This is a genomic window from Brucella pituitosa (assembly GCF_003049685.1).
In the GTDB taxonomy this organism is placed as follows: domain Bacteria; phylum Pseudomonadota; class Alphaproteobacteria; order Rhizobiales; family Rhizobiaceae; genus Brucella; species Brucella pituitosa.
In genome coordinates this window covers 477,947-502,190 of record NZ_PYSY02000003.1, presented here as the reverse complement: position 1 = coordinate 502,190, position 24,244 = coordinate 477,947, and the positions used below count along the sequence as shown (strand labels likewise).

Here is a 24,244-nt window from a genome sequence, read left to right as displayed (position 1 = left end):
GAGGCAAAGCCATCCCGCGATTAGATGACCATATCCGGATGCGTCTTTAAGGATAGCTTCATAATAAAAGTGGACGGACGCATCGTCTGCAAGCTCGTAATGGCAATGAAATTGTAAGCACAGTGTATATCGCCAACGGAGGCCCTGTAACCTTAATGTCGTTGTAATTTGGACGAGGGATTAAGCGCGATGCATCCGTCTCTTTCCTCGCTTTATCACCGCCTCGCTTTCAAGCCGCGATTATTGCGAAAGCCGTATAGCTATATTTCGGGTTTCCGCTGATCTTACGTATAGTGGAAGATATGCTGGCTTACCGGGTGGGTCTCGCGATTCATATGACAGCACTCGAATGGGCTTGGAAGTTCGACCGTCTATGCCAACAATATCCCTCGTCGCACACCACTCCTTGGTAATAAATGGAACCGGGATGAGTTTGTCATTACGATCAACAGTGAACACCATTTTCTGTGACGTGCAGTCGATCAGTAGAGTTTTGCGTTGAATAGCATTGAGAAATGTCCTGTTGCTACATCAACTGTGTGCTCATATTGCAGCGCTCATTCATCTGCTTTCAATGATTTTCTTCAGCGGCACTGACCCTGATTGATAGAATTCACAGGGCTACCGCTGTGTTCCGAATGGAATGACGCGGCGCTCGGAACATGGCGCGCACGTCGAATTGCTGAGCGCAAGTCAGCCAGTATGTGCAGGCTTGGGTAGTGGCTAGTTTCACTTTTCCCCGGACGTCAGGCCGTGGCTCCGACACAGTCGCCTCGTTATTTCAGCTCCTGTTCCGACATCCAAAACGAGGTCGGATAGGACAAAATTTTGAACGATCAAAAGTGGAGTTAATAAGTATAGTATTGCGTGACGCATTTCTTTTGACTAAAAGCATGCCCGATTGTGATATCCCAACTCAAGGCATTCATCGCACATGACGTTACAGTCGACCGAAAACACGCATGAGCTTATTTCAGTTTATCTCCGACAACTGAAATGGCTGCGTGACACGCTTAAAAGGCGTGTCAATTCTCATGAATTGACGGAAGATGCGCTGCAGGAGACTTGGTTCAGACTTTGCTCAATAAAAAGCAACCCTCAGGAAATTCGTGACCAACGCGCTTTTATCCTCAGAATTGCAGGCAACATCGCAATTGATCTGGTGCGTAAAGATAGACGTCATAATGCACTTTGCATCAGTGACGAACAGGTGCTTGAGGTGATAGCCGATAGTTATCCTTCACCCGAAACTTTTGCGCTGGATCGCGACAATCTCCGCCAACTTGCAATTGCGCTTATGCAGCTTCCCCAAAAGGCACGTTCCGCGCTACTTCTTGCTCGATGTGATTGTCTTTCTCACAGAGAAATTGCCAATCAACTTGGGGTTTCTGAAAGCATGGTGGCGCGCTATCTGGCGCAATCGCTTCGCCATTGTCGAGATCATTTTAGGAATCTTCAATAATTTTGCACTGTGCGGTGCAAGTTTCGATCTATTGTTTCGTCATATAAAGGGTAAGTGCGTTTCAGTTCGTCTGGCGAAATTGCATTTTTTCGAGCACTAGTCATCACATGGTTCATGACAGAAAAAAGTTTGACGTCGATATCGGTCTTAGCAACGCAGCGATTGACTGGGTTGTTAAACTGAGCTCAGAACGCGCTACTTTAGACGATCACGCCCAATTCAACCTATGGCGTCAACAAAGCAATGAACATGAACTGGCTGCGCTGGAAGCTGAGAGCCTTTGGCACGGTATTGGTGCGACGGAGCGACGGACACACAAAGCTCAACGCAATGGACGATTCACACGCAGAGCCATTCTGGGTGTGTCACTAATTGGCGCAACCGGGTTGGCCTTCCAACGTGTAGGCTTTTTCGGACCACGCCTTTATGCCGATTATGTAACCAGTACGGCCCAACAAAAGACGGTGCGGTTAGACGATGGCTCGACCGTGGTTATGAACGGAAATTCAGCTTTTTCGACGGAGTTAAACAGGCGGGAACGCCGTATTTTCTTATTTGAAGGACAAGCATTGTTTCAGGTTGCGAAAGACGCATCACGTCCTTTCATCGTTGAAGCAAATGGCGGCGAAACCCGTGCTGTCGGAACCGAGTTTGACATCGATATACGTCCCCGACAGGTCGTTATTACGGTGTCCGAAGGCATAGTCGATGTTTCGAGTGGAGTAAGGACTACTGAGGCCGATGGACACTCTGTCAGAGCACACGCTAATCAGCGTGTGACCTACCGGCCAGATAGCGCGCCATCAGCGCCGGAAGAAATTGATGCAGATGTCGAGACGGCCTGGCGTCGTGGGAAACTGATCTTCAATGCCAAGCCGCTTGGTGATGTCGTTACAGCTTTATCAAGATATCGCTCTGGCAAAATTCTTATTGCCGACAACCAGCTGAGCTCTCTGGAAGTAACGGGCGTATTTGATCTGGCGCAGCCCGAAACCGTGCTCGAAACGATTGAGAAAACTTTACCTGTATCCGTCACGCGGATGCCGTTTGTAACCATCTTGCGATGAGACATCATGTAGGCTCAGAGCTTAGATGACTAGTATAATCAAGTTTTTTATTATTTCTGGTGTAAGATTCAAAAATTCGTTTCGTCCTTGAGACTGTGAGGGCTGTTGAGGCTGCATAACGCAGCCGATCAGCTGAAAAAAATGATCAGGACGGGCGAAATTCCATGCGCAAAGCAATAACAAGTAAAAGCAAGCGGTCGATTTCAAGGAACGCAATTAAGGGTGGCCTGTTCGCATCCGTCACGATCATCAGCACAATTCCGATGGCTCAGTTTAGCGCAGCATATGCTCAACAGGCCTCCGCACAAACTATCGCGTTTAACATTCGTTCGCAAAACATGGGCACTGCTCTGACTGCTTTCGCAGATCGCTCAGGATTGAAATTGTTGCTGCAGTCGAGTTTGGTGGCAGGAAAAACAAGTCCGGACGTTCATGGTTATTTTACACCTGAACAAGCACTCTCAAGACTGCTGTCGGGGTCAGGTCTAAAGTATAACATTGACGGTACAACCGTCACGATTGCTGATCCAACACGCGATATTCAGTTATCTCCGGATGCCTTAAATACCACTTTGCTGGACACAATAACGGTCACTGGTGGCAATGGCGTTTTGGCTACAGAAGCACCTTACTACACAGCGGCACCAACAGCGTACATTTCCGAACAGTCCATTGAGCGTTTTAGAGGTTCCAGCCCTGCTGATATCTTCAGAGGTACAGCTGGCGTAATGTCTGCTGAAGCGCGCAATGGCGCTGGTTCTATCGATGTAAACATCCGCGGTATGCAGGGGATGGGTCGCGTTAAAACGACGATTGATGGCGCTGAAAACGCGATCAATATCTATCAGGGCTATCAGGGCATTTCGAACCGCACCTTTGTCGATCCAGATTTGCTTGCAGGCATTGAAATCCAGAAAGGTTCGGACGCAGCATCAAGCGGCATCGCCGGTACTGTCGCGATGCGTACAGTGGAAGCTGGTGATATCGTCAAGGAAGGCAATCGTTTCGGCATTCGTGTGAAGGGCGGTTTTGGTACTAATTCAAACAAGCCTGTTGCTGACACGGTCGCTGGATATCAGGTGATTAATAAAGGTTATGCTGGTCCCCAGATTAATGACCCAGAGTTACCGGATTACGATAGCCTGTTCGTTCCATCGGTTACATCCAGTGACGATACAATGAATAGGCCACCATTTCTGGAGCCAACGAACGGCTCGGGAAGCATTGTCGCTGCTATGAAAGAAGAGCAGTTCGAACTGTTGGCAGGCTATGCATATCGGAAACGCGGAAATTACTATGCTGGCAAACATGGCTCGGCAGCCGAGGTTATTGAACGCGGCCCGTCATCCGTCTGTTCAACATTGTCTTGTCAGCTAAATCCCAGTGATCCTTATAACTGGATGTGGTATCCGCAATATATGGAGCATACGGGGCTCACGAACTATCGTGCGGGGGAACAGGTCCTCAACACGCAACTTGAAACCAAGTCCTGGTTGATCAAAGGCAAGTTCAAGTTTGGCGATGGGCATAGCGTGCAACTCGGCTATACCGGTTTCCAAAGCATCGCGGGCGACCGTATGGCATCTAATCTCAACGGGCTTAGCGCCAGAGCTCGCCAGCAGAGCAAGACCACTGATGCCGACATTCATACCGGTACATTTAAATATCGCTGGAACCCTGAAGATAACGACTTGATCAATGTCAAATCGAATATCTGGGTCACGCGCCTTGAACAGCGCAGCCCACCTGCTTATGGCGGCAGTGCCAGTGCCCCGGCAGGTTTCAAGTCTGGTCCGGATTTGTGGACCTGGGGTGCAGATATCAGCAACGAATCCCACCATGCTACGGCCTATGGCGACCTCGACCTGACTTACGGTGCTTCCTACAAACTGGAAGACACATCTCCGTCCGATGGCACGCGTAAATGGGATACTTGGCTTGATCTGCGTGATGGCAAGCGCGAAGAAGCTGCAACGTATATCAAGGCAGCATACAAGCCAACTGATTGGCTCACGCTGAACGGCGGCCTGCGCTATTCCTATATGTGGTCGAAGGACAGAAGTAATCCTACGGTTATTTTGCCCGAGATGGATTACTCTATGGCAGCCGTTAAAGAAGGGGGCTTCAGTCCGTCCGTCGGTGTAACGATCGAACCGGTCAAAGGCACACAGTTTTATGCAAATTACTCCAGCACTCTTCGCGCTCCAAGCATTATGGAATCCGTTACGGCTTTTAGTATGAATGTAAATGCCGATACGAAAGCGGAGCGTTCAAACAACTGGGAAGTTGGTGTAAACTTTGTTGAAGATAGTCTCATCGCTGATACCGATCAGGCAATGGTGAAGCTTGGTTATTTCAACTGGGATGTGCACGATTACATCGCCCGCGAGTGGTACAGGGATCCGAACAAAATTTATCCGGGAATGCGTATTTTCAATATTGATCGCGCTAAATTCTCCGGACTTGAGCTTTCTGCACGTTATGATCTGGGTGGATTTACTGCAGAGCTTGCAGCAAATTATTACCTGAATGTGGAATTTTGCAGAACTTCAGAGACCTGCGAAGACAAATCGCTTTATGCGGATTATTCAACCAACGCTGTTCCGCCCAAATACGGTATCGATTTGACTTTGACCCAGAAGTTCCTCGAAGAGGCTCTTACCGTAGGTGGTCGGGTATCCCATGTTTCCAATCGTGCAATCGGTCACGGCGACGCAACTGCGCAGGGCATGTCTCAATTCATAAGGCAGATCGAATGGGAGCCATATACGCTCGTTGATCTGTTTGTTGAATACAAGCTCAATGAGAATTATACAGCCGCAGTCAGGGTCGAAAATCTTACCGACAAATATTATGTTGATCCACTCAGTCTCGTTCAGCAGCCGGGACCCGGCCGTACCTTTTATGCATCTTTGACTGCTAGCTTCTGAAACTTCTTGCACTGAGTCAGTTCTCAGAGAACTCGTCCGGGTTGTTTGTCCGGACGAGAAAAGATGGACAAGTGTGTCCAGTTTAGCCTTCTGGGATTTTATGGTCCCTTTAATGCCGGGAATAGTGAGAGCACCTCGGCAGAAAGGACTTAGTAAATCGAGCGGAATTCGGAATAATCAGTCAAGCATTCTACATGTCATTGATCATGCCGCTTGAAGCCGCTTATCAATTTTCGTAGCTTCGCATCGGGTTCAAGAATCGGCGGTTTACCCGTTGTGGGCAGAAATAGGTAGCGGAGACCCTAGCGCGTGTCAGGTCCGTCATTCTCTTTATTCGGGGCATATTTCCCGTCATGGATGCTTTGTCTTTTAATCGCAATAATCATCACACTGTTGCTTAGGGTTGTGTTTATTCGTTTTGGCGTGGATGACCTGCTTCCATTCCGCCTGACGGCATATACCGCACTCGCAATAGCGGTCGCCTGCGGCCTTGCTTTATTTGTGTATGGGCGATGATATGACGAGCAACGCTTATAGCAAAAGAGAATTCAGTATCGTCGGTGTGATCATAACCGGCACTCTCATCATCGCCGCCTTTGCGATGGCATGGCTTTATCTTCGTGATGCGCACAATAATCCCCTTTCGGACGACGCTGTGATTGGCGCCAATCTCGTCAATATTGCAGCAACTGTTCCGGGCAGAATTGTTTCGATAGCGGTTCAGGAGAACCAGTCCGTAAAGAAAGGCGATATGCTTTTCTCCATCGACCCCGAACCTCTTCGGCTTCTGGTGGAGCAAACAACTGCTGATCTTGCGATCGCTGAAGCAGCGCTTGATTCCCAAAGACGTGCTGTGAAGGCAGAATCGCAGAATGCTTTGATTGCGGACCAGCAAGTTGCGCGCGCCCGAACAAATCTGGATCTCGCGGAAGCGACGCTTAAGCGACTTGAGGCACTGGGTCCGAAAGGTTACGTCACCCGCCAGCAGATTGATGACGCCAGGACAGTGCGTAACGATGCTCAGATCAGTCTGATACAAGCACGGAAGCAGGCTGAGGCGGCCAATATTTTGGTTGGTACGCTCGATAGTGCCCAGGCGCTTGTGCGCGCAAGGCAGGCGGCGCTGGCATTGGCCCAGCATAATCTCGACAACAGCGTCGTACGCTCGCCCCACGATGGTCGTATTGTCGGTGTGCTCAACGGCACCGGGCAGATTATTGCTCCGGGCCAATCTGTTTTCACCCTCATCGACACATCCAGCTGGTTTGCGTCAGCCACCTTTCCAGAGACCGAACTTGCCGGCATCAAAGTGGGCGATTGTGCTCATGTGCGAATTCTTGCCAACAGCTCCATCATTGTCAAAGGCACGGTTGAAGGTATTGGCTGGGGTGTCTCGTCAGAGGGGCTTATCAACATTCCACGCAATCTGCCCTATGTTCCCAAGAACCTCAACTGGGTGCGAATTGCCCAGCGCTTTCCGGTGCGCATTAAACTGATCAATCCGCCAGAAGAGCTGGCGCGGTCGGGAGCATCAGCTGTTGTGACAGTGTTACATGGCAACAAGTGCTAGAACGACCACCCGGGGTGTAGTCCGCGAAAGTTTAGCGGATCTGGCACCATTTCCCGGGCGCCTTGCAACGTCCTGGCGAGTTGCAGCAGTATGCGCGCTGGTTGCTGGCATCGCCATGATGTTTCAGATCCCGGAATCCGCGATCAGCTGCTATCTTGTTATATTCCTGATGAAGGCCGATGGGGCCGAAAACACCATCGTTGCGACCGCTGCCATCATCGCGATTACTTTGCTTGTTGCCCTGATGATCCCCGTGCTGCAGTGGACCGTTGAATCGGCGCTGCTGCGTATCCTTGTAATGATCATCGTATCATTCATTTTCATTTTCATCGGTGCAGCGAGTAAGCTTGGTGAAGGGGGCAGCATCGTTGCTTTGATCATTGCGTTCATTCTCAGCCTGGTGAATGAAGTTCCGATCAACGGCGTGATTTCATTTGCTCTGCGCTATGCTTGGGAGATGGCAATTCTCCCGATGTTTGTAATTGCTGGCTTCAGCCTGTTTTTCGGGCGCTGGAGCCTGTCCTTGCTGCGTGCGGAACTTCGCTGCCGCTTGCTGGTTGCGCGTAATGCCCTGTTTTTGAAAAGTCCTGGCTCCTCGCTCCCATTGCAGGAAAAGCTGGGCTCTGCCAATGACGATGCGAACAAGCAGGCAATGCTTGTTAAAATTTTGCATCAGACTTCTCGTGCGAAAGCAGCCAGAATTCAGTCCGACATTCCCGCTTCCTATCAGTTGCTTTTTGCGGTATCGGCTCTTCCGTCTGACACGACGGACGAGAACAAAAAAGAGTATATTCAACACATCGATGAAATGATTGAAGCTCTTGATCAGGGTGCGGAAATTCCGTCGCCTGAGCAGGAGCTTGGACCGTTACATAGCAGACAGGAAGCAGGTATTCTTCAGGCTTTTCGCAGTATCGCGGGCAGCGAGAATACCACCTATAGCAAAGGAACCGGCGGCAGCTTTTTTGCTCAGGATGCCTTTACAAATCCGGTCTACCAGCGTTTTGCGCTCAAGACCACATTGGCAGCAATTCTCTGCTACATGTTCTACGCTGCGATAAACTGGCAAGGCATCCACACTGCGATGGTGACATGCTATGTTGCAGCTATGGGAACTGCGGGAGACACAATTCATAAACTTGCTTTGCGCATTACGGGTTGTCTGATTGGTGCAGCAATCGGCATTGCTTCGCTCATCTATCTCATGCCGCAACTGGAATCGGTCGGCGGTCTGATGGTGCTTGTTTTTTGTGTCGCTCTCTTTGCCGCCTGGGTAACAGCGGGGAGCGAGAAGGTCTCTTATGGTGGCGTTCAGATTGGTCTCGCTTTCACACTCACTGTTCTGCAGGGTTTCGGCCCAACAACCGATATGGACACGGCCCGCGACCGTATCATTGGTATTCTGGTTGGTAACTTTGCAGTCTATATCATATCGACCCTGGTATGGCCGACACCGGTTACAACAGTCATTCGTCGAAAGCTTGCTGATGCAGCACGAAAAGTAGCCGAAATTGCTGCAGCACCCGAAAACCAGCGTATGAACATGATATCGACTGTTGCAGAAACCGAACGCCTCCTCAACGAGGTGCGCTATTGCTTTTATCTGCTGCCTTTCGAACCGTCCGGCTTAAGACCGTCTGCTAAGCTTGAAAAAACATTCAATGTTGCGGTCGACCAGCTTGCCTCGTTGAACAAGGACGTCTACTTCTCTTCTGAAGCGATACCCGATGCTGTGGCCAGATTGAATATCTTATCATCGCAAATCGGATCTATCGGCAGGCAAGAAGAAGGTTTATCGGACGATACGACTTCTTTGGTTGCTGAAGTGAAAACTGCAGGGGCAAAGCAAATCGACATGCATCTTACACATCTGGAACAAGCTTTAGCGGATGGTAAGGTATGATCAAACCAGCAAAGCCCTATGCCGCATTTTTGATTGTCATTTCGGCCGTCGTGCTTAGTGGCTGCGCGACAGATGCGCTGAAGCTTGCTCCCGAAGCCGCCGATAAGCCCTGGAAAGAAGCCGGAAAACCCGGAAAACCCTCCCCAGGCCCCAGTGAAGCAAAAGATTTCGGTGTCACAGCCAATCCAGAACTTGCTTTGATTTCCAGCCCTGTGTCCGTCGATACAGATACGGAATATGATCTGGCGCAATTGATCGACATTGCGCAGCGCAGTAATCCCACCACACGAAATGCATGGGAAAAAGCGCGTCAGGCAGCCCTTGCGGTGGGGATGGTCGAGGCAACGATGTTACCGATCATCACCGCTAATGTGATTGGAGGAGCTCAGAAAACGACCACCCCTGTCGATGTCCCGCTGATTGGACGTCGAGATGTCGATACCACCTTGAAAGGGGTTACGCCGTCGGTGGCGCTGCAATGGCTGGTTTTCGATTTTGGCCAGCGGGCCGCCTTGGCAGATGCTGCAAAACAAGCTTCATTTGCGGCCAATGTAACCTTTAACGCCATGCATCAGAAGGTCATTTTTGACGTGGCGCGCACATATTATGAGCATTGCGCATCGGTTGCCGCCTCTCGGATCGCGGAACAAGCCCTGCGCAACAGCAAAGCGGTGCTGGCTGCAGTTCAGGCAAAATTGAATGAAGGCCGTGCGACAACCGTTGAACTGGCACTCGCCCGCCAACAAGTCGCACAGTCGGAATTGAGAATCGTCAGGGCACAGGGCCAGCAGCAAAATACCTATCAGGCGCTACTCGCCGCCATGGGTGTGAATGCTATGGTTAAGATCAGGGTCGAGGGCTCGATGAAGCAGAAACTGCCGGCAAGTTTTGACGGTGTGACGCAGTCGGTTCTGGAAACAGCATTGTCGCGGCGCCCGGATGTAATTGCAAGCTATGCAGCGTTGCAGGCGAGCAAATCTGGCGTCAAGGTTGCACAAGCCGAGTTCATGCCAAAGGTTTTCGTCGCAGGCACTCTCGCATCCACTTCCAACAGCTTTAATGCTGGCAGCCTGCCGTCTATCGGCAATCAGTCGTCAGGCGCGGGCATTCTCGTCGGCGCGACAGTTCCACTTTTTGATGGTGGCCTTCGCGCTGCACAGTTGAAAAATGCGCAATCTACACAAAGCGCCGCGACGGAAACATTTCGAAAGATTCAATTGGACGCAGTTGCGGAAATTGTCGTTGCATCGAATGCCTTGAAAGCGGCCCTCGCCGCCAATAAAGCCGCTGGTGTTCTTGTCCAGACGTCGGCAACTGCATATGACGCTGCGCTCGAGTCCTATAAAAATGGTCTAGGCACGATCACGGTTGTAAACGAGACCAACAACGCTCTGCTTGATGCGAAACTCGCACAGACCGATGCTCAGGCAGGAGCGCGTATTGCTGCAGCCAATCTGGCATTCTTTACCGGCGCGCTGACATCAAGCAAAGCCCTTACTGGCGTGAATAATGAGTATTGAACTGCTCGTTGCACATGCGCAAATACGAAGCATAATGGCATGAGCTTAGGCTGATGCAGAACCACCCAGAGCATATGGAGCAAATAGGCTCGCTACAGGAATGAGATGCCGAAATACTGGATAGCCGCCGGGATAGCCATTCTCTTTGTCATCGCAGCCTTTGCGACATGGTTCCTGATGCGCCGCCGGCACGGTTTGAACCAGAGTATTTCCGTGCATCTGGTGTTCATTGCAATGATATTTGGCGCGATACTGACAATCAGACAAGTCGCCTATATGCTGCTGGAAGATTATCGGATTACTGAGATTACGCCTGAGATGGTCAAAACAATCTCAGGTTTTGCTATGGCAGTTTTGGCCATGCAACAACTCTTTGAGTTGATCAACCGCCTCACGCATGTCCAGATTGATCGCGGCAACGATGTAACGTCCGCACGCATGATTGCGCGTATTCTGAAGCTGACAATCTTTCTGATCATCATGCTGCTTTTCGGCGAGCACTTTGGGATTGGTCTTTCCGGACTGCTGGCTTTCGGTGGTATCGGCGGCATCGCCATCGGGGTGGCCGGAAAGGATATACTCAGCAATCTTTTCTCCGGCGTCATACTCTATTTCGATCGGCCATTCAGCATCGGCGACTGGATCAGTTCACCCGATCGCGAGATTGAAGGAACCGTTGTCGAAATCGGTTGGCGTATAACCAAGATCAACACATTTGAAAACCGCCCGCTTTATGTCCCAAATGCCGCTTTTTCCACCATCAGCGTGGTCAATTCCGGCCGCATGACGAACAGGCGCATCACAACGACAATCGGTCTGCGTTACCAAGATGCAGATAAACTCTCGACAGTCGTTGAGAGCATTCGCGCCATGTTGATGAACAACAAAAACGTTGATCAAAAGCAGACCATTCGGGTCTATTTCGATGCATTTGGTGACTCTGCACTCAACATAATGGTTTACTGCTTTACCAAGACAACCGTTTGGGCAGAGTGGCTGGCTGCTCAACAGGAAATCTACCTGAAAATAATTGATATCGTGCACTCCTGTGGTGCCGACTTCGCTTTTACCAGCGAAACGCTTTACTTGCAGCCTCCCTCAGATGACGCTCGACCACCACAGACCGGCGGCGCAACGACAGCGACGTGAACACGCCACACCGACGCCCCAGGGGTCGTTTGATTGCCGATAATGGGGAGATAAAATGAGAATCTGGCCATTTGTTACCCGAAGCGTCTATACCCTTCATGGAAAGAAAGTAGTCTGGCTTTCGCGGATGCATTGCAAGGGACTAACGTTCGAAAACCAGCTTCTGCGAGCAGATCAAGTCCCTTCGTGGAGGACGGAAGCTTACAACAGAAATATCGGCGTATCTTTCGCAGTGGGCGCTGCGCTCTTTGCCCTCGCAAGTATTCTGATGTTCATTTCACTTGCACGGCCTGCGCTTTCCAATCTCACAAATCTCACATTCTTTCTTGGATCGGTCCCGTTCACCATTGAGAACCGAACAGGGCTTGCCTAGTTCGTATGTTCGGTTCGTGAAGGTAACCCATTCCCGTAGTAAGGTGGGATCGGGGAGGCCTTTGCAAGGGGCGATCACCTATGCCCACGCTTAAGCAAAAGCGCTCCGTAGACAATCATAGCGTCGTCTTCACCGGACCTGATACATCAAAACCTAAGATCTTTTTCGTCAAGCGGATCACCAAACTCATACTGGATTTTTGCTGTTTCATTCAACTCCGGCAACCATCGCGGGTAATGAAGTACACATAAATCGTGTCTTATTTCATTTAATTTGTAAATGCTTGAATATGCCATAAACAACTGATACCTCTAGAGAATAAGCGTTCCACTATGACCAGGCTTGCTATTTTCCGGGGGCACATACAATGTCTTTTCTATCAGGTATCCTGCCGTTTTTTGCTGATTTGCCGACGTCTCAGATGTCATCCGAGTTTTGGTTTGCGTGCACGGCTCTTTTATTTCGGGATGCAAATGCCGGTGCGTATGCCGGACGCACCATGGAACTGTCTATGGAATTACCATATGTTGTTGCGTCGATCCCGAAAGGACATCAGTTTACATCAGTTGTAGACGGCCATAATCCACTCCAATTTGAGACAAAATATTCAATTTTTGCAATTGCTGTGCCCAATGGCAGCCTTGCTGATCTCAAAATTGTTGAAGGGGTCAATGAAAAGGGTTTGACTTTTAGTGTGCTCGCTTACGCGGGAGCATCAGGACCAGCCGACAATGCAGCCAAAACAAAAGCAATGCTTGCTGCAATTGATTTAGGCGCATGGGTGCTTGGTCAGTTCGAAACTGCTAGTGAGATTAAAGAAAAGCTCTCTGATGAGACCGTTATTTTGACATCACTTGCACCGTTGCATGGTGCAAAAACGCCTTTTCATTTCGTTGTTCATGACAGGTCTGGAAGCTCAATAGTGATAGAGTTTTCGAGTGAAAAACAGAATGTGTATGATAACCCTGTTGGTGTGATGACGAATGGCCCTGAGTTCACTTGGCATCTTACCAACCTGAATAATTATACTTTTCTGACCAATCTGGACCAGTCGACTGGCAAATTTGGTGAACTGGAGGTTGCTCAACCGGATTCCGGAATTGCAACGGCTGGGCTGCCGGCATCAAACACTTCGGTCGGGCGGTTTGTACGCGCAGCCTATTACTCGACATTCGTTGAAAAAGCAGAGCCCGACAAAGCAATCCGCGCACTTGCGCATATCATGAACAATTTTGACCGCCCGCGTGGTCTGACTATTGATCCTGCTCAGTCTAGTGGGTTGAATATTGAAGGCATTTCGACCCCCAACCCGCAGGAATACAAGACAGAATATACGTCATGGACGGTGCTTGCCGATCTCAATAAAAATGAATTCTATGTGCGTACCTATAGCGGTCTGAATTTCGTCAAATTCGATCTTGAACGATTATTTAGTGTTGCAGCCGTCAAAGTGGCTTCGCTCGAGACAATATCGAGCATGAATATTCCCGATGCAACGGACATACTTCTGAAGTAAAGAGTGAAATGCAGACAGATAGCAATTTAGAGCGCATCCGAAAAATGTGAAACGGTTTTCGGACACCCAAAAGGTGTTTTTTCTCAATGAGGGCTCTTAGTCGCCCCCCATTTTTCTTTGAGTATAGTTGGGAGGTGCAATTGAATTGTATAGACCATTAATGCTACAGCCCAACCAAACATCAAAATACCACTCGCCGCAGTCATAGGCCCAAAGAGGCGCGTTTTTGTAATTTCCTTTGTACCGCCAGGCCCTAGAGTCGTGTAATTAAGCATAGCGGTGTAGAAGGCATCACTAAAATTACCAGCAAACCCCATTTGATAATAGGTTATCGCCCATATACTAACGCTCATACAAACACATATAAACAAAACGAAATATAATACGACAAGAGATAGTGCAAGAAATATTATTCTATTCTCGCTTATCTTTTTCCCAATCATGTGAACAAGATAGTATATTATTAGCGTAGATGCGAGATGAGCTATCATTACAGCTAATCCCACCGCTGACCCAATAATAAAATCTGAAAGCATATTCACCCTCTAACATGAAGCGGCCAGCGATGTTGGTAGGCCCTTCAATAATAGAGATAGATTAACCTTCTCTTGATGCCTCTAATGACCAGTTCAAAGACACACTCCCCTTGTGCGTCCGTGTAATACACCCCGCTTGATCGAACACTCGGTTCAGGTCGGTTTAGTTCAACCGAACTGGCCCAATAATGGATGGGTTTATGCGCCGTCTCCAGAGTGAACCAGCCCCAAGCTGAAGACCTTGAACCATGGCAATCAAAAGACAATGAAACGTGAGATTTGAGCATGTTCGTAGGACAAGCAAGCTCTGTCCATTTCAATAGGATTTCAGACAGGGTGGAGTATGAGAGCGCATCCCGAAAAGTGTGAAACGTTTTTCGGGATGCGCGTTAAAACAAACAGTTAGAGCGGTCTATTCTATCGCGTGAAAGGCGCGTTGATTGACGATGATGTGATGCGGCGAACGGGCACGCGGGTGCATGAAGAAATGTCCGTATGGTGCGTTGTGCAGTTTAATCGGAACTAGGGTGACATTGGTTTTCTTGCCGCGTTTATCGTGTAGCGCGTAGACGACAAACGGAATCACCAGAACGACAAGGAAGCTGACAATGAGCAGCGCCACATAGGTCTTGTCGGCAGTTTCACCCCCAATGGATGTGGGCGGATAAAATGAAACGAAGAACGCTATAACCGAGACGAGGAAGCCGATAACTGCAACGCTAATCTTAACGCCGTTGCTGCCAGGAACACGGAATGTACGCTTGAGTTCAGGCTGCCTGAGAATAAGCTGGATGTAACCAAGGAACATTAGGAAGTAAGTGCACAGATAGATGACGACGGTGAGTGCGAGAGCAATCAGGAACGACATATTGCTACTGCCACCTGAGTTGGTGAGAACGATAATAGCGATCGACGTCAGTAGCAACTGAGCAACAACGAGCGCAACTGGTACACCATTTTTATTTACCTTCGCAAAGGCGGTCGGAAGAATTCCTTTTTGTGCAGTTACATACATACCGCGGGAGGGGCCAACGATCCATGCTGCAATTTCTGCGAGCACGCCGAGCAGTTGCAAAACAGGGATAGGGTCCAGAAAACGTTTACCCTCAGTTTATATGCTGAAAGTCGATAAATCTGGTGGTTGCAGCAAATGGCCGGAGAAGATGCTTTCGATCACAAATATCTGAATTTCTCCCGATTTAATATCAGAACCAGATCTGTCATTAACTATCCGTCTCCAGAAAAAACATTCCAGAAAATTAAAAATTACAGTCGTGACAAAGTACTGAGGTGGCTCTCAGTTATGTTGCTACTGAAGCATTTGTCGCGTAGTGAATGTTTTAAGAGGTGGTGGCGCACCCTTGCCGCAGCCAAAACTCGATTGCTCAACGCGACATCCATGAGCTATCCGATCATGGGACAATAAAAGGTTGTCTATGTTTCTACTCCTGCTCCACCTTGCCATTGTGGTGCCCTGCAGCCTTCATATTCTTCTCCGGAAGCATCGTCAGCCGGAATCGCGGGTAGCATGGTTACTCCTGGTATTTTCGTTTCCTTACGTTGGGGCGCTCATATATTTGTTGGTGGGGCGCACCAGCATAGGCCATGGTCGCATTGCAGAGCTAAAACAAGTTTTAACTCTGTTGCCTCGTCCCGAATGTGCATTGCGCACCGCAATGATACGGGGAAGCGATAAAAATTGCCGTTACACTGGTTTATTCAGTACTGGTACATCTATCAGCGGCTACCTGCCGGTAAACGGAAACCATGCCAAGCTCATGGCGGATTCCAACAGTACGATCGATCACATGATCGCCGATATCGATTGTGCCACAGACACTGTTCATCTGCTATTCTACATCTGGTTAAACGATAACAACGGTACGAAAATGGCGGAGGCGCTAAAGCGTGCCGCTGCTCGCGGTGTTGTTTGCAGGGCTATGGTTGACAACATCGGTTCGCGCGCCTTTATTCGTAGTCATTTATGGAAAGAGTTGGCGGATGCTGGCGTCCATACCTTGACCGCACTGGGACATGGCGCGCCATGGCGCGGTGTTTTTAACGGCCGCATTGATCTGCGCAATCATCGCAAGATCTTAGTCATTGATAACAGGATTACCTATTGCGGGAGCCAAAACTGCGCCGACCCGGCGTTCTACCCAAAAGCTAAATACGGGCCATGGGTTGACGCGGTATTTCGCTTTGAAGGGCCTGTGGTACGACAAAACCAGCATCTTTTCGCAAGCGACTGGATGGCAGGTGGGGGTGATGATTTGTCGGATATTCTTCGATCTCCCTTACCAGTCACCAGACCCGGATTTACGGCTCAGGCAATCGGGACTGGCCCGACATTTCGCAGCTCAGCTATGTCGGAGATGTTTGAAGCCCTGATCAATGCGGCACAAAGCGAATTATGTATTACAACCCCTTACTACGTACCTAACCCCTCCTTACAGGCGGCTCTCTGCGCAAGCGCAAATCGCGGGGTGGCGACCTCTATTATTTTACCTGCTCGAAATGATGATTTTGCGGTTCAAGCGACGAGCCGAAGTTATTATGAGGAGTTAATTCTGGCTGGTGTAAGAATTCACGAATTTATTCCTGGCCTCCTGCACACAAAATCTATCACGCTTGACAATGAAATTTCTTTGATTGGTTCAGCGAATATGGATCGTCGAAGCTTTGACTTAAACTATGAAAACAATATTCTACTGCATGATAAAGCAATCACTCTCCAAATGCGGGAAAGACAACAATATTACATTGATAACAGCCGGGTGATAACGCTCGATGACGTGAGGTCATGGAGTGTATCGCGACGCCTGTTGAATAACACCGTCGCTATCGTTAGCCCGCTAATTTAGCCTGTTGCAAACAACCGCCGGGAGTGATGGAAAGAAAGATTGCAAGCCGTTTCATGTTCTTTATAGTGGCAGAATCCATCAACTTTAGTGAGCTCGAGCCAGAAAGCAGTAAATATTTTGAAGAGAAAACACATTTCGTTGAGTGTAATCGTTGCCTTTATATGTATCGGACTTTTGGTGGCCTACAACGTGGACCTTGGCGAATGGAAGGCCGATCAGGTAAATACTGAATAGGCTAGCTTGGTCTCAAAACGCCGCAGCTCTACTTTGTCCGACATCAACGCCCATGAGACCAAATTGTATTAATTGAGAAGAGAGGGTTTTCGGCTCATCATAGCTTTATCAAAGGACGCAAAGATGAGACAGAAACCCGTTCCCCAAACGTCTTCTGCGGAGAAGACGATCAAAGATATCCGTCGTGCCACGCGTAAACATTATTCGGCCGAGGATAAAATCCGTATTGTTCTGGAAGGTCTGCGCGGGGAAGACAGCATTGCTGCGATCTGCCGCCGCGAAGGGATTGCAGAGAGCCTGTATTATAGCTGGTCGAAGGAATTCCTTGAAGCTGGCAAGAAGCGCCTTGCAGGCGACACCGCCCGTTCTGCCACCAGCGACGAAGTAAAAGCGCTGCGTCGTGAAAGCCGTGACCTGAAGGAGGCATTAGCCGACGTCACCCTGGAAAACCGCCTGCTCAAAAAAAGCATGATCGGGGATGGGGGCGACGACGAATGAGATATCCCGCCACCGAAAAGCTTGAGATCATCCGGCTTGTGGAGCAGTCGCATTTGTCAGCCAGGCAAACTCTCGACAAGCTGGGCATTCCAAGGCCGACCTTCTATCGATGGTATAGTCGGTTCCTTGCCCACGGTGTCGAAGGACTGGAAGAGCGGACGTCCGCAGCTTCGCGGGTGTGGAATCGTATCCCTGACGATATCCGGGATCGCATCATCGCACTGGCGCTCGATCATGCCGACCTGTCACCGCGTGAACTGGCGGTGAAGTTCACTGATACGGAAAGTTATTTTGTATCAGAGGCTTCGGTCTATCGCTTACTCAAGGCTCACGACCTGATCACGTCGCCAGCCTATATTGTCATCAAGGCCAATGACGAGTTCAAGGACAAGACCACGAGGCCGAACGAGATGTGGCAAACCGACTTCACCTACCTGAAGGTCATCGGCTGGGGATGGTTTTACCTATCGACCATCCTCGACGATTATTCCCGTTACATCATCGCCTGGAAGCTGTGCACCAGCATGAAGGTGGATGACGTCACCGATACACTCGATCTTGCATTGGCCGCCTCAGGCTGTGACAAGGTCAAGGTTGAGCACCGGCCGCGTCTGCTGTCGGACAACGGTTCGTGTTACGTCGCCTCCGATCTCGGCGAATGGCTGGAGAAATACAAGATCGACCAGGTTCACGGCGCTCCCGGCCACCCGCAGACGCAAGGGAAAATCGAACGCTGGCACCAGACGCTGAAGAACCGCATCCTGCTTGAAAACTACTTCTTCAAGGAGGACCTCGAAGCCCAGATTGCAGCCTTCGTCGAGCATTACAATCATCGCCGTTACCATGAGAGCCTCGACAATCTCACTCCCGCCGACGTCTACTTCGGACGCGCACAGACCATCCTGCTCGAACGCGAAAGGATCAAACGAGACACCATCAGAAAACGCCGCTTGAACCACCAGGCCAAAGCCGCTTAAATCAAACCCCAAACCGAGCCGGAAACTCCAATCTTCAAAAACACAAATAGTCTCAAATCATTCGACGACGGACAATCTTTGTGTTTCCGCGCATCTTGTTCCGAAAACCGTTTCACACTTTTCGGGATGCGCTCCAGGGTCAGCGGTCAAACTCTCTTCATTAGTGAGGCTCAGCCTGAAAACGTCCCGATCTTCTTCTGTTGCATGAAAATCCTTACTCGTCGTTTCACTTTCGTCGCCTGCCCCCCGCTCTGGCCGATCACGAATGATCGGGTTTGTTACGGCGACACACCGGATACACAGACGTCTGGAATAATTTCAACACCTTAGTCGCAGTTCCGGCCGGTGTTACCAAAAGCCATCAACATGTCAAAATAAAAGGCGGTCATGGAATTCACCAACGTCCCGGATTTCATGCGCTAGACTCTCGACCTGCAGATTTTTCAGATTTCAGGCCCCGGACGATTTTGAGCTCTCCTATTCAGGTTGTTTAGTAAATTGTTTCTCATTCGTCGTTCGCTGCAAAACGTCAGGTGCTTAATAGCTGACGAATATTAGTCTATAAATTTTATAGGATTTAATTGTCGAAAGCTCATCATGACTATCACACCGCGCAAACAGGAGTTTTGGCTGCAAGCCAGTGATAGCTCTCACTGCGGGCAGGTTCAGAAAAACATTCTGCGCAAATTGCCTCGTCGTCGGCTCGATATTCGTCCATCTTTTATCCTGCAAAGGCTTGGTGCGACGGCGATTTCCGTCCTCGGTTCAGTTTCTCTGGTTTTCTTCCTGATTTTTGCAACCGGCAGCCCTGCAACTCTGCTCGCTGGCGGGCAAGCAACGAAAGAAGAAATCACAGCACTAAATGCGAGCTATGGTTTTGATCGCCCCGTTATCGAGCAATATGGGCAATTTCTGCTCAACAGCCTGCGTGGCGAGTTCCCAAAATCACTGCGTTTTGACATCCCTGCGATCGATGTTCTGGCGCCTGCCATACCACTGACGATTGTTCTGGTTTTGACGGCACTTTTGATCGGTTCGGCAATAGGGCTGATAGCTGGCTATCTTTCGGCTACGTCCGCAAACCGCTTTCTCCGTGAAGGACCACTGGCACTTTTGACTGTTGTGCAGTCAACGCCTGTTTTTGTGACCGGCATCCTTGCGGTTCTGTTTTTCTCGCTGACACTCGGCTGGCTGCCAACGGGAGGCAGCGGTAGCTTACTCCATCTCGTTTTACCCTCGTTGACTTTGTCTTTGTTGATTGCTCCGCCCGTAGCGCGGCTGTTTCGCACCAGTCTCAAACAACAGCAGGACGCTGACCATGTACGCACGGCTTTATCGAAACAAATTTCGCTTGGTCGCGTGCGGTTCCGACACATTGCAATCAATGCGCTTGTGCCAGTGATTGCACTTTTAGGAACACAAACAGGAACGCTATTGGGCGGAGCTGTTCTGACGGAAACAGTCTTTGGCTGGCCGGGTGTTGGCACAGTTCTGGTTAGCGCCGTTGGCATGAAAGATTACCCGGTCATTCTGGCGGCGATAGTGCTGATCGCACTGACCGTCAGTCTCTGCAACCTGATGGCCGACCTCCTTATTGCTGTTGTTGACCCACGAAGCGGGGTGACCAAATGAGTGAGATTTCCAATCCAGAATTCATTGATTTCTCGCGCAACACCTCAAAACCAAAGCTGGCTTTGAGAGGTAAGATCGGTTTTCTGATCATCCTTCTCTGGGTCGTTGCGGCCATTTTTGCACCGCTCCTTGCACCTTATGAGCCGAACACAAGCGACTTAATGGCGTTTCTGCAAGAACCGTCATTCAATAGCGGGCATTGGCTCGGCACCGATGATCTCGGTCGAGACATTTTAAGCCGGGTTTTTTACGGCGCGCGGCCTGTGCTGCTGGTTGCAACCATTGCAACGCTTCTTTCCGCTTTGATCGGGAGCCTGCTGGGTATTGTTGCAGGATTGAGCAATCGTTTGGTCGATCAGATCATTGCCCGGATCGCTGAAATTCAGCTGACAATTCCCGGTCTGGTTTTGGCGCTTCTTGCATTGGCATTGTTTGGTTCAAGGCTTGAAAACCTGATCCTAATTCTGGCGCTTGAAAGCTGGCCTCTGCATTTCCGTGTCGCGCGTTCCTATACTCTCAACGCGCGTAATCAGGGCTATATGGAAGCCGCATGGCTTGCAGGCGTTCCGCTGTGGAAGTCCGTTCTGCGCCATATCGTGCCGGGACTGTTGCCGCTGCTGATTGCAACGTCAACGATAAGTGCTGCCTTCATCATCATGACAGAAGCGGGCCTCAGCTTCATTGGTTTGGGTATTCAGCCGCCAACTGCCGATTGGGGTCTGATGATCGCCCAGGGAAAATCGCAGCTAGGCGCCGCGTGGTGGCTGTCGCTGATGCCCGCTTTTGCTTTGCTCAGCCTTCTCTTTGGTGTGCAGCTTTTAGGCGACGCTCTTTCAAGCAGGCTTTCCGCGCGTGAAACAGGAGAGCAGGCATGACCGTCAGCAATACGCTACTGTCCGTTGAAGGGCTGGTTGTGAGGTCAAATGAAACGGCACTTGCAGGTCCGGTGTCATTCACGCTGAAACAAGGCGAAACGCTTGGGATTGTTGGAGAATCCGGCTCCGGTAAAACACTCACAGCAATGGCTGTTGCAGGGCTTCTGCCCCAGAGCCTTCATGCCGATGGTCAGGCTGATCTCGATGGAGCGCCACTCGCGCTTGGCATATCTGACCGTGGCCGTGACTTCAGAACGTCACAGATTGGTGTGGTTTTTCAAAACCCGACAACGGCTCTTAATCCGCGGTTGAGCGTTGGTGCTCAGCTGTTTGAAGCCCTATCGCCTGCCATGCGCCGCGATAAGGCCAAGGCTGCCAATATATGCCTGCACCTTTTGGAAGAGGTGGGTATCAGCGAGCCGGTGAAAAAGCTGACCGCATGGCCACATGAGCTTTCGGGCGGGCTGGCGCAGCGCGTTGTTATTGCAATGGCTTTGGCGCGGCAGCCGAAACTGCTTATCGCGGATGAGCCGACGACTGCACTTGATGTAACAGTTCAGGTGCAAATTCTTGATCTCATAGCCCGGCTGCAAAAACGTTATGGTTTCGGCGTTCTCCTGATTACCCACGACATGGGCGTGATCCGGGATCGAGCCGATAGCGTTGCTGTCATGGATGGCGGGGCGATCGTTGAAAGCGGGGCTACGCTTGATCTTTTTGCAAGTCCCAAAAGCCGCGCTGCGCGATCACTTCTGAAGGCAAGCGAACTGACTTTTGCGACCGCGAGTGGCGCACTTCATGATGCTGCCTCCGAACCTCCACTTGTCGAAGTGAAAGCTCTTCAAAAGACATTCCGCAACGGTCCACGCGCGCTTGGTGGTGTCGATATTTCGGTCAAGGCTGGAACGACACTGGGAATTGTTGGCGAGAGTGGGTCAGGTAAGACCACGCTGGCGCGGATTATTGCCGGGCTGGAGCGCGCAGATGACGGCCATATCCTGATTGACGGTAACGTTCGACCTCCGCGGACACGTTCAGATCAAGTCCAATATGTGTTTCAAGACCCATATTCGTCTCTCGATCCACGCATAAGCATTGTGGATACAGTGGCGGAACCCTTGGTTGCCAAAGGGCTTCGCAAAGCTGATGCCGTGAGAATTGCGCAGGGGCTTCTTGAAGAAGTCGGTATCCATCCGGCTTTGTGGCATCGCTTGCCCGGGCGCCTATCGGGAGGGCAGCGTCAGCGTGTTGGTTTCGCGCGGGCGATTGCGCCCAGCCCCAAACTTCTCATCGCCGATGAGCCAGTTGCTGCACTCGACTCCACATCGCGGGAGCGCGTGCTTGCCTTGATGGAAGATATGCAGCGTCGGCATGGCACCGCACAACTGCTCATTTCTCACGATCTATCCGTCATTGCACGGCTTTGTCGCGAGGTCGTGGTGATGCGTGGCGGTGAAATCGTCGAACGCGGCGAGACCCGCCGGATCTTTGAGGCTCCGGCTCATCCTTACACTCGACAGTTGCTTGCGGCCATTCCCGGCAGAAAGCCACTTGTCGCTCCCAATTCCTGAATCTGAACACAAAAACTGGAAAAGACACATGATTGTAAAGCGATCATTGAACGCATTGAGACTGATGGGAGTAAGCCTGCTTCTCATGTCTGCAACGCTATCAGCAACCCACGCGCAGACACCTGCGGAATATGGCAAGACACATGAATTGATGGTGGCACTGCCCTATGCTTTGCAGACGCTTGATCCCGCCGTTGGGGGCAATCTGCGCGGCGACCTGAGCATCATTGCCTCGATCTATTCGCCACTGACACGCCTCGATGGTGAAGGCAAACTGGTGGGTGTTCTGGCCAAGGACTGGAAACAGGAATCGGATACGCGTTGGGTGTTCGATCTGCGCGACGATGTGGTTTTCTCCAACAATGTGCCATTTGATGCTCACGTCGTTAAGTGGAACATCGAGCGCATCCTATCGTCCGAAAAACCAAGCTGGATCGTCTCGTCGATGAAGGCGGTCGATAAGGTTGAAGTCCTGTCACCGCATCAGGTTGCCTTTACACTGAAAGCGCCCGACATTGAGTTTCCCAAGCGGCTGGCAGGCATTTTCTATCTGGAACCCGAATGGGCAAAGTCACATAATCCAGCGATTGAGGCGCTTGGCACCGGCCCTTATAAGCTGGTCAGCTATAATCCCGAGGGCGAAGTTCGCCTTGAAGCCAATGAACATTATTTCGGCAAGGCAGCACCATTCACCAAGGCGCAGTTCCGCGTTGTGGTCGATGCTGCGGCCAAGGTCAATGGCCTGAAATCCGGCGAGATTGATGCAGCTGCTGTGATCGCACCGCAGGATCTCGCGCAGCTCGAAAGCAATGGTAATTTGGTGGCAGGTGCGCGTCCAAGCACGCGCGTACAGATCATCCGCTTCAACACCAATATCAAGCCGCTTGATGATGCGCGTGTGCGGCAGGCGTTGAACTACGCCATTGATAAGGAAGCCATTACCAAGGCGCTGTTCAAAGGATTGGTAAGCCCCGCCAACAGCCAGATCATCACCAGCTTCCATGAGGGTTACAACACAGACCTGAAGCCATGGCCTTATGATCCCGAGAAGGCCAAAGCGCTGCTTGCGGAAGCAGGCTATCCGGATGGCTTTGATGTCGAGATGGTGTTTGGCAAAGGCACCTATGTCGGTGGAGAGCAGGCAGCGCAGATTATCGCGGCACAACTGGCAGCGGTTGGTGTGCGTGCGCAGCTCAATATTCTGCCTGCTTCATCCCATGCCGAGCGTGCTGCATCTGACAAAGCCGCTGGCCTGACGTGGTTTGGTTACGCCGATACGGCAAGCATTGCAGCCGAAACACTGACCTATCTCGGCAGCACGCATTTTCAGACGATTGGACCTGTTCCAGCCGCCTTTGACGAAGCCGTGAAGCAGGCAAAAGGCGCACTCACCAAGGACGCCGAGCTTGCATCGGTCAAACGCGCGACCGAAGTGGCATCTGATGAAGCGCTCGCTGTCTTCCTTTGGGATCTGCCGCAAACCTATGCCTACAGCAACAAAGTCGTATGGGACATCCGCCGGGATGACTGGACGCTGCCATATGAAATCAAACCTGCTGAATAAACC

Annotated in this window: 17 protein-coding genes; 15 read left to right on the top strand and 2 right to left on the bottom strand. The window is 50.5% G+C overall.

The annotated features are described in order from the left end of the window. Positions 1-934 precede the first annotated feature (934 nt). The 9 genes from C9380_RS22665 (at position 935) to C9380_RS22625 (ending at position 13,490) form a co-directional block, all read left to right on the top strand. Positions 935-1,462 carry an RNA polymerase sigma factor gene (locus tag C9380_RS22665; RefSeq protein WP_100557894.1) on the top strand — a complete coding sequence of 176 codons (528 nt, stop codon included), beginning with the start codon at positions 935-937 and terminating at the stop codon, positions 1,460-1,462. A gap of 107 nt (positions 1,463-1,569) precedes the next feature. Then, positions 1,570-2,529 (top strand): FecR family protein, encoded by a 960-nt coding sequence (locus tag C9380_RS22660; protein WP_128094764.1) that lies wholly within the window; start codon positions 1,570-1,572, stop codon positions 2,527-2,529. 263 nt (positions 2,530-2,792) lie between these two features. Next, complete coding sequence (locus C9380_RS22655) at positions 2,793-5,459, top strand: TonB-dependent receptor (protein WP_128094847.1); 2,667 nt, start codon at positions 2,793-2,795, stop codon at positions 5,457-5,459. Between the two features lie 309 nt (positions 5,460-5,768). Further along, positions 5,769-5,975 carry a YtcA family lipoprotein gene (locus C9380_RS28590; protein ID WP_100557897.1) on the top strand — a complete coding sequence of 69 codons (207 nt, stop codon included), beginning with the start codon at positions 5,769-5,771 and terminating at the stop codon, positions 5,973-5,975. Position 5,976: 1 nt separating this feature from the next. Further along, positions 5,977-7,029 (top strand): multidrug transporter subunit MdtN, encoded by a 1,053-nt coding sequence (gene mdtN / locus C9380_RS22645; protein WP_105535261.1) that lies wholly within the window; start codon positions 5,977-5,979, stop codon positions 7,027-7,029. 115 nt (positions 7,030-7,144) lie between these two features. Next, complete coding sequence (locus C9380_RS22640; RefSeq protein WP_164844720.1) at positions 7,145-8,932, top strand: FUSC family protein; 1,788 nt, start codon at positions 7,145-7,147, stop codon at positions 8,930-8,932. Continuing rightward, complete coding sequence (locus tag C9380_RS22635) at positions 8,929-10,452, top strand: TolC family protein (protein WP_128094762.1); 1,524 nt, start codon at positions 8,929-8,931, stop codon at positions 10,450-10,452. The genes C9380_RS22640 and C9380_RS22635 overlap by 4 nt, the downstream gene beginning before the upstream one ends. 105 nt (positions 10,453-10,557) lie before the next feature. Continuing rightward, a complete protein-coding gene (locus C9380_RS22630; RefSeq protein WP_128094761.1) occupies positions 10,558-11,601 on the top strand; it encodes a mechanosensitive ion channel family protein in 1,044 nt (347 codons plus the stop codon). Between the two features lie 740 nt (positions 11,602-12,341). After that, entirely contained in the window at positions 12,342-13,490 is a 1,149-nt protein-coding gene (locus C9380_RS22625) for a linear amide C-N hydrolase (RefSeq protein WP_128094760.1), read from the top strand. An 83-nt stretch (positions 13,491-13,573) separates the two neighbouring features. Here the strand turns inward: C9380_RS22625 and C9380_RS22620 are convergent, their stop codons facing one another. Further along, on the bottom strand, positions 13,574-14,026 hold the full coding sequence (locus C9380_RS22620; RefSeq protein ID WP_128094759.1) for an ion channel: 453 nt from the start codon (positions 14,024-14,026) through the stop codon (positions 13,574-13,576). Between the two features lie 412 nt (positions 14,027-14,438). Next, entirely contained in the window at positions 14,439-15,101 is a 663-nt protein-coding gene (locus C9380_RS22615; protein ID WP_282183933.1) for an amino acid permease, read from the bottom strand. Positions 15,102-15,462: 361 nt separating this feature from the next. Here C9380_RS22615 and cls point away from each other — a divergent pair, with 361 nt between their 5' ends. The 6 genes from cls (at position 15,463) to C9380_RS22585 (ending at position 24,241) form a co-directional block, all read left to right on the top strand. After that, positions 15,463-16,890: a cardiolipin synthase gene (gene cls / locus C9380_RS22610; protein WP_128094757.1), complete on the top strand. Its 1,428-nt coding sequence runs from the start codon at positions 15,463-15,465 to the stop codon at positions 16,888-16,890. Positions 16,891-17,247: 357 nt separating this feature from the next. Continuing rightward, positions 17,248-18,599 (top strand): IS3 family transposase gene (locus C9380_RS22605; RefSeq protein WP_094538818.1). Its coding sequence is split into 2 segments (ribosomal slippage): positions 17,248-17,584 and positions 17,584-18,599, totalling 1,353 coding nucleotides; the frame shifts between segments, so codons are not numbered across the junction. A 597-nt stretch (positions 18,600-19,196) separates the two neighbouring features. Further along, positions 19,197-20,231 (top strand): ABC transporter permease, encoded by a 1,035-nt coding sequence (locus tag C9380_RS22600; RefSeq protein WP_128094756.1) that lies wholly within the window; start codon positions 19,197-19,199, stop codon positions 20,229-20,231. Next, positions 20,228-21,106, top strand: a complete 879-nt coding sequence (locus tag C9380_RS22595; RefSeq protein ID WP_128094755.1) for an ABC transporter permease — start codon at positions 20,228-20,230, stop codon at positions 21,104-21,106. Before C9380_RS22600 ends, C9380_RS22595 begins: the two co-directional genes overlap by 4 nt. Further along, positions 21,103-22,677, top strand: a complete 1,575-nt coding sequence (locus C9380_RS22590; RefSeq protein WP_128094754.1) for an ATP-binding cassette domain-containing protein — start codon at positions 21,103-21,105, stop codon at positions 22,675-22,677. The genes C9380_RS22595 and C9380_RS22590 overlap by 4 nt, the downstream gene beginning before the upstream one ends. 28 nt (positions 22,678-22,705) lie before the next feature. Further along, the gene (locus C9380_RS22585; RefSeq protein WP_128094753.1) at positions 22,706-24,241 is read left to right on the top strand and encodes an ABC transporter substrate-binding protein; all 1,536 of its coding nucleotides are present in this window, start codon (positions 22,706-22,708) and stop codon (positions 24,239-24,241) included. Positions 24,242-24,244 lie beyond the last annotated feature (3 nt).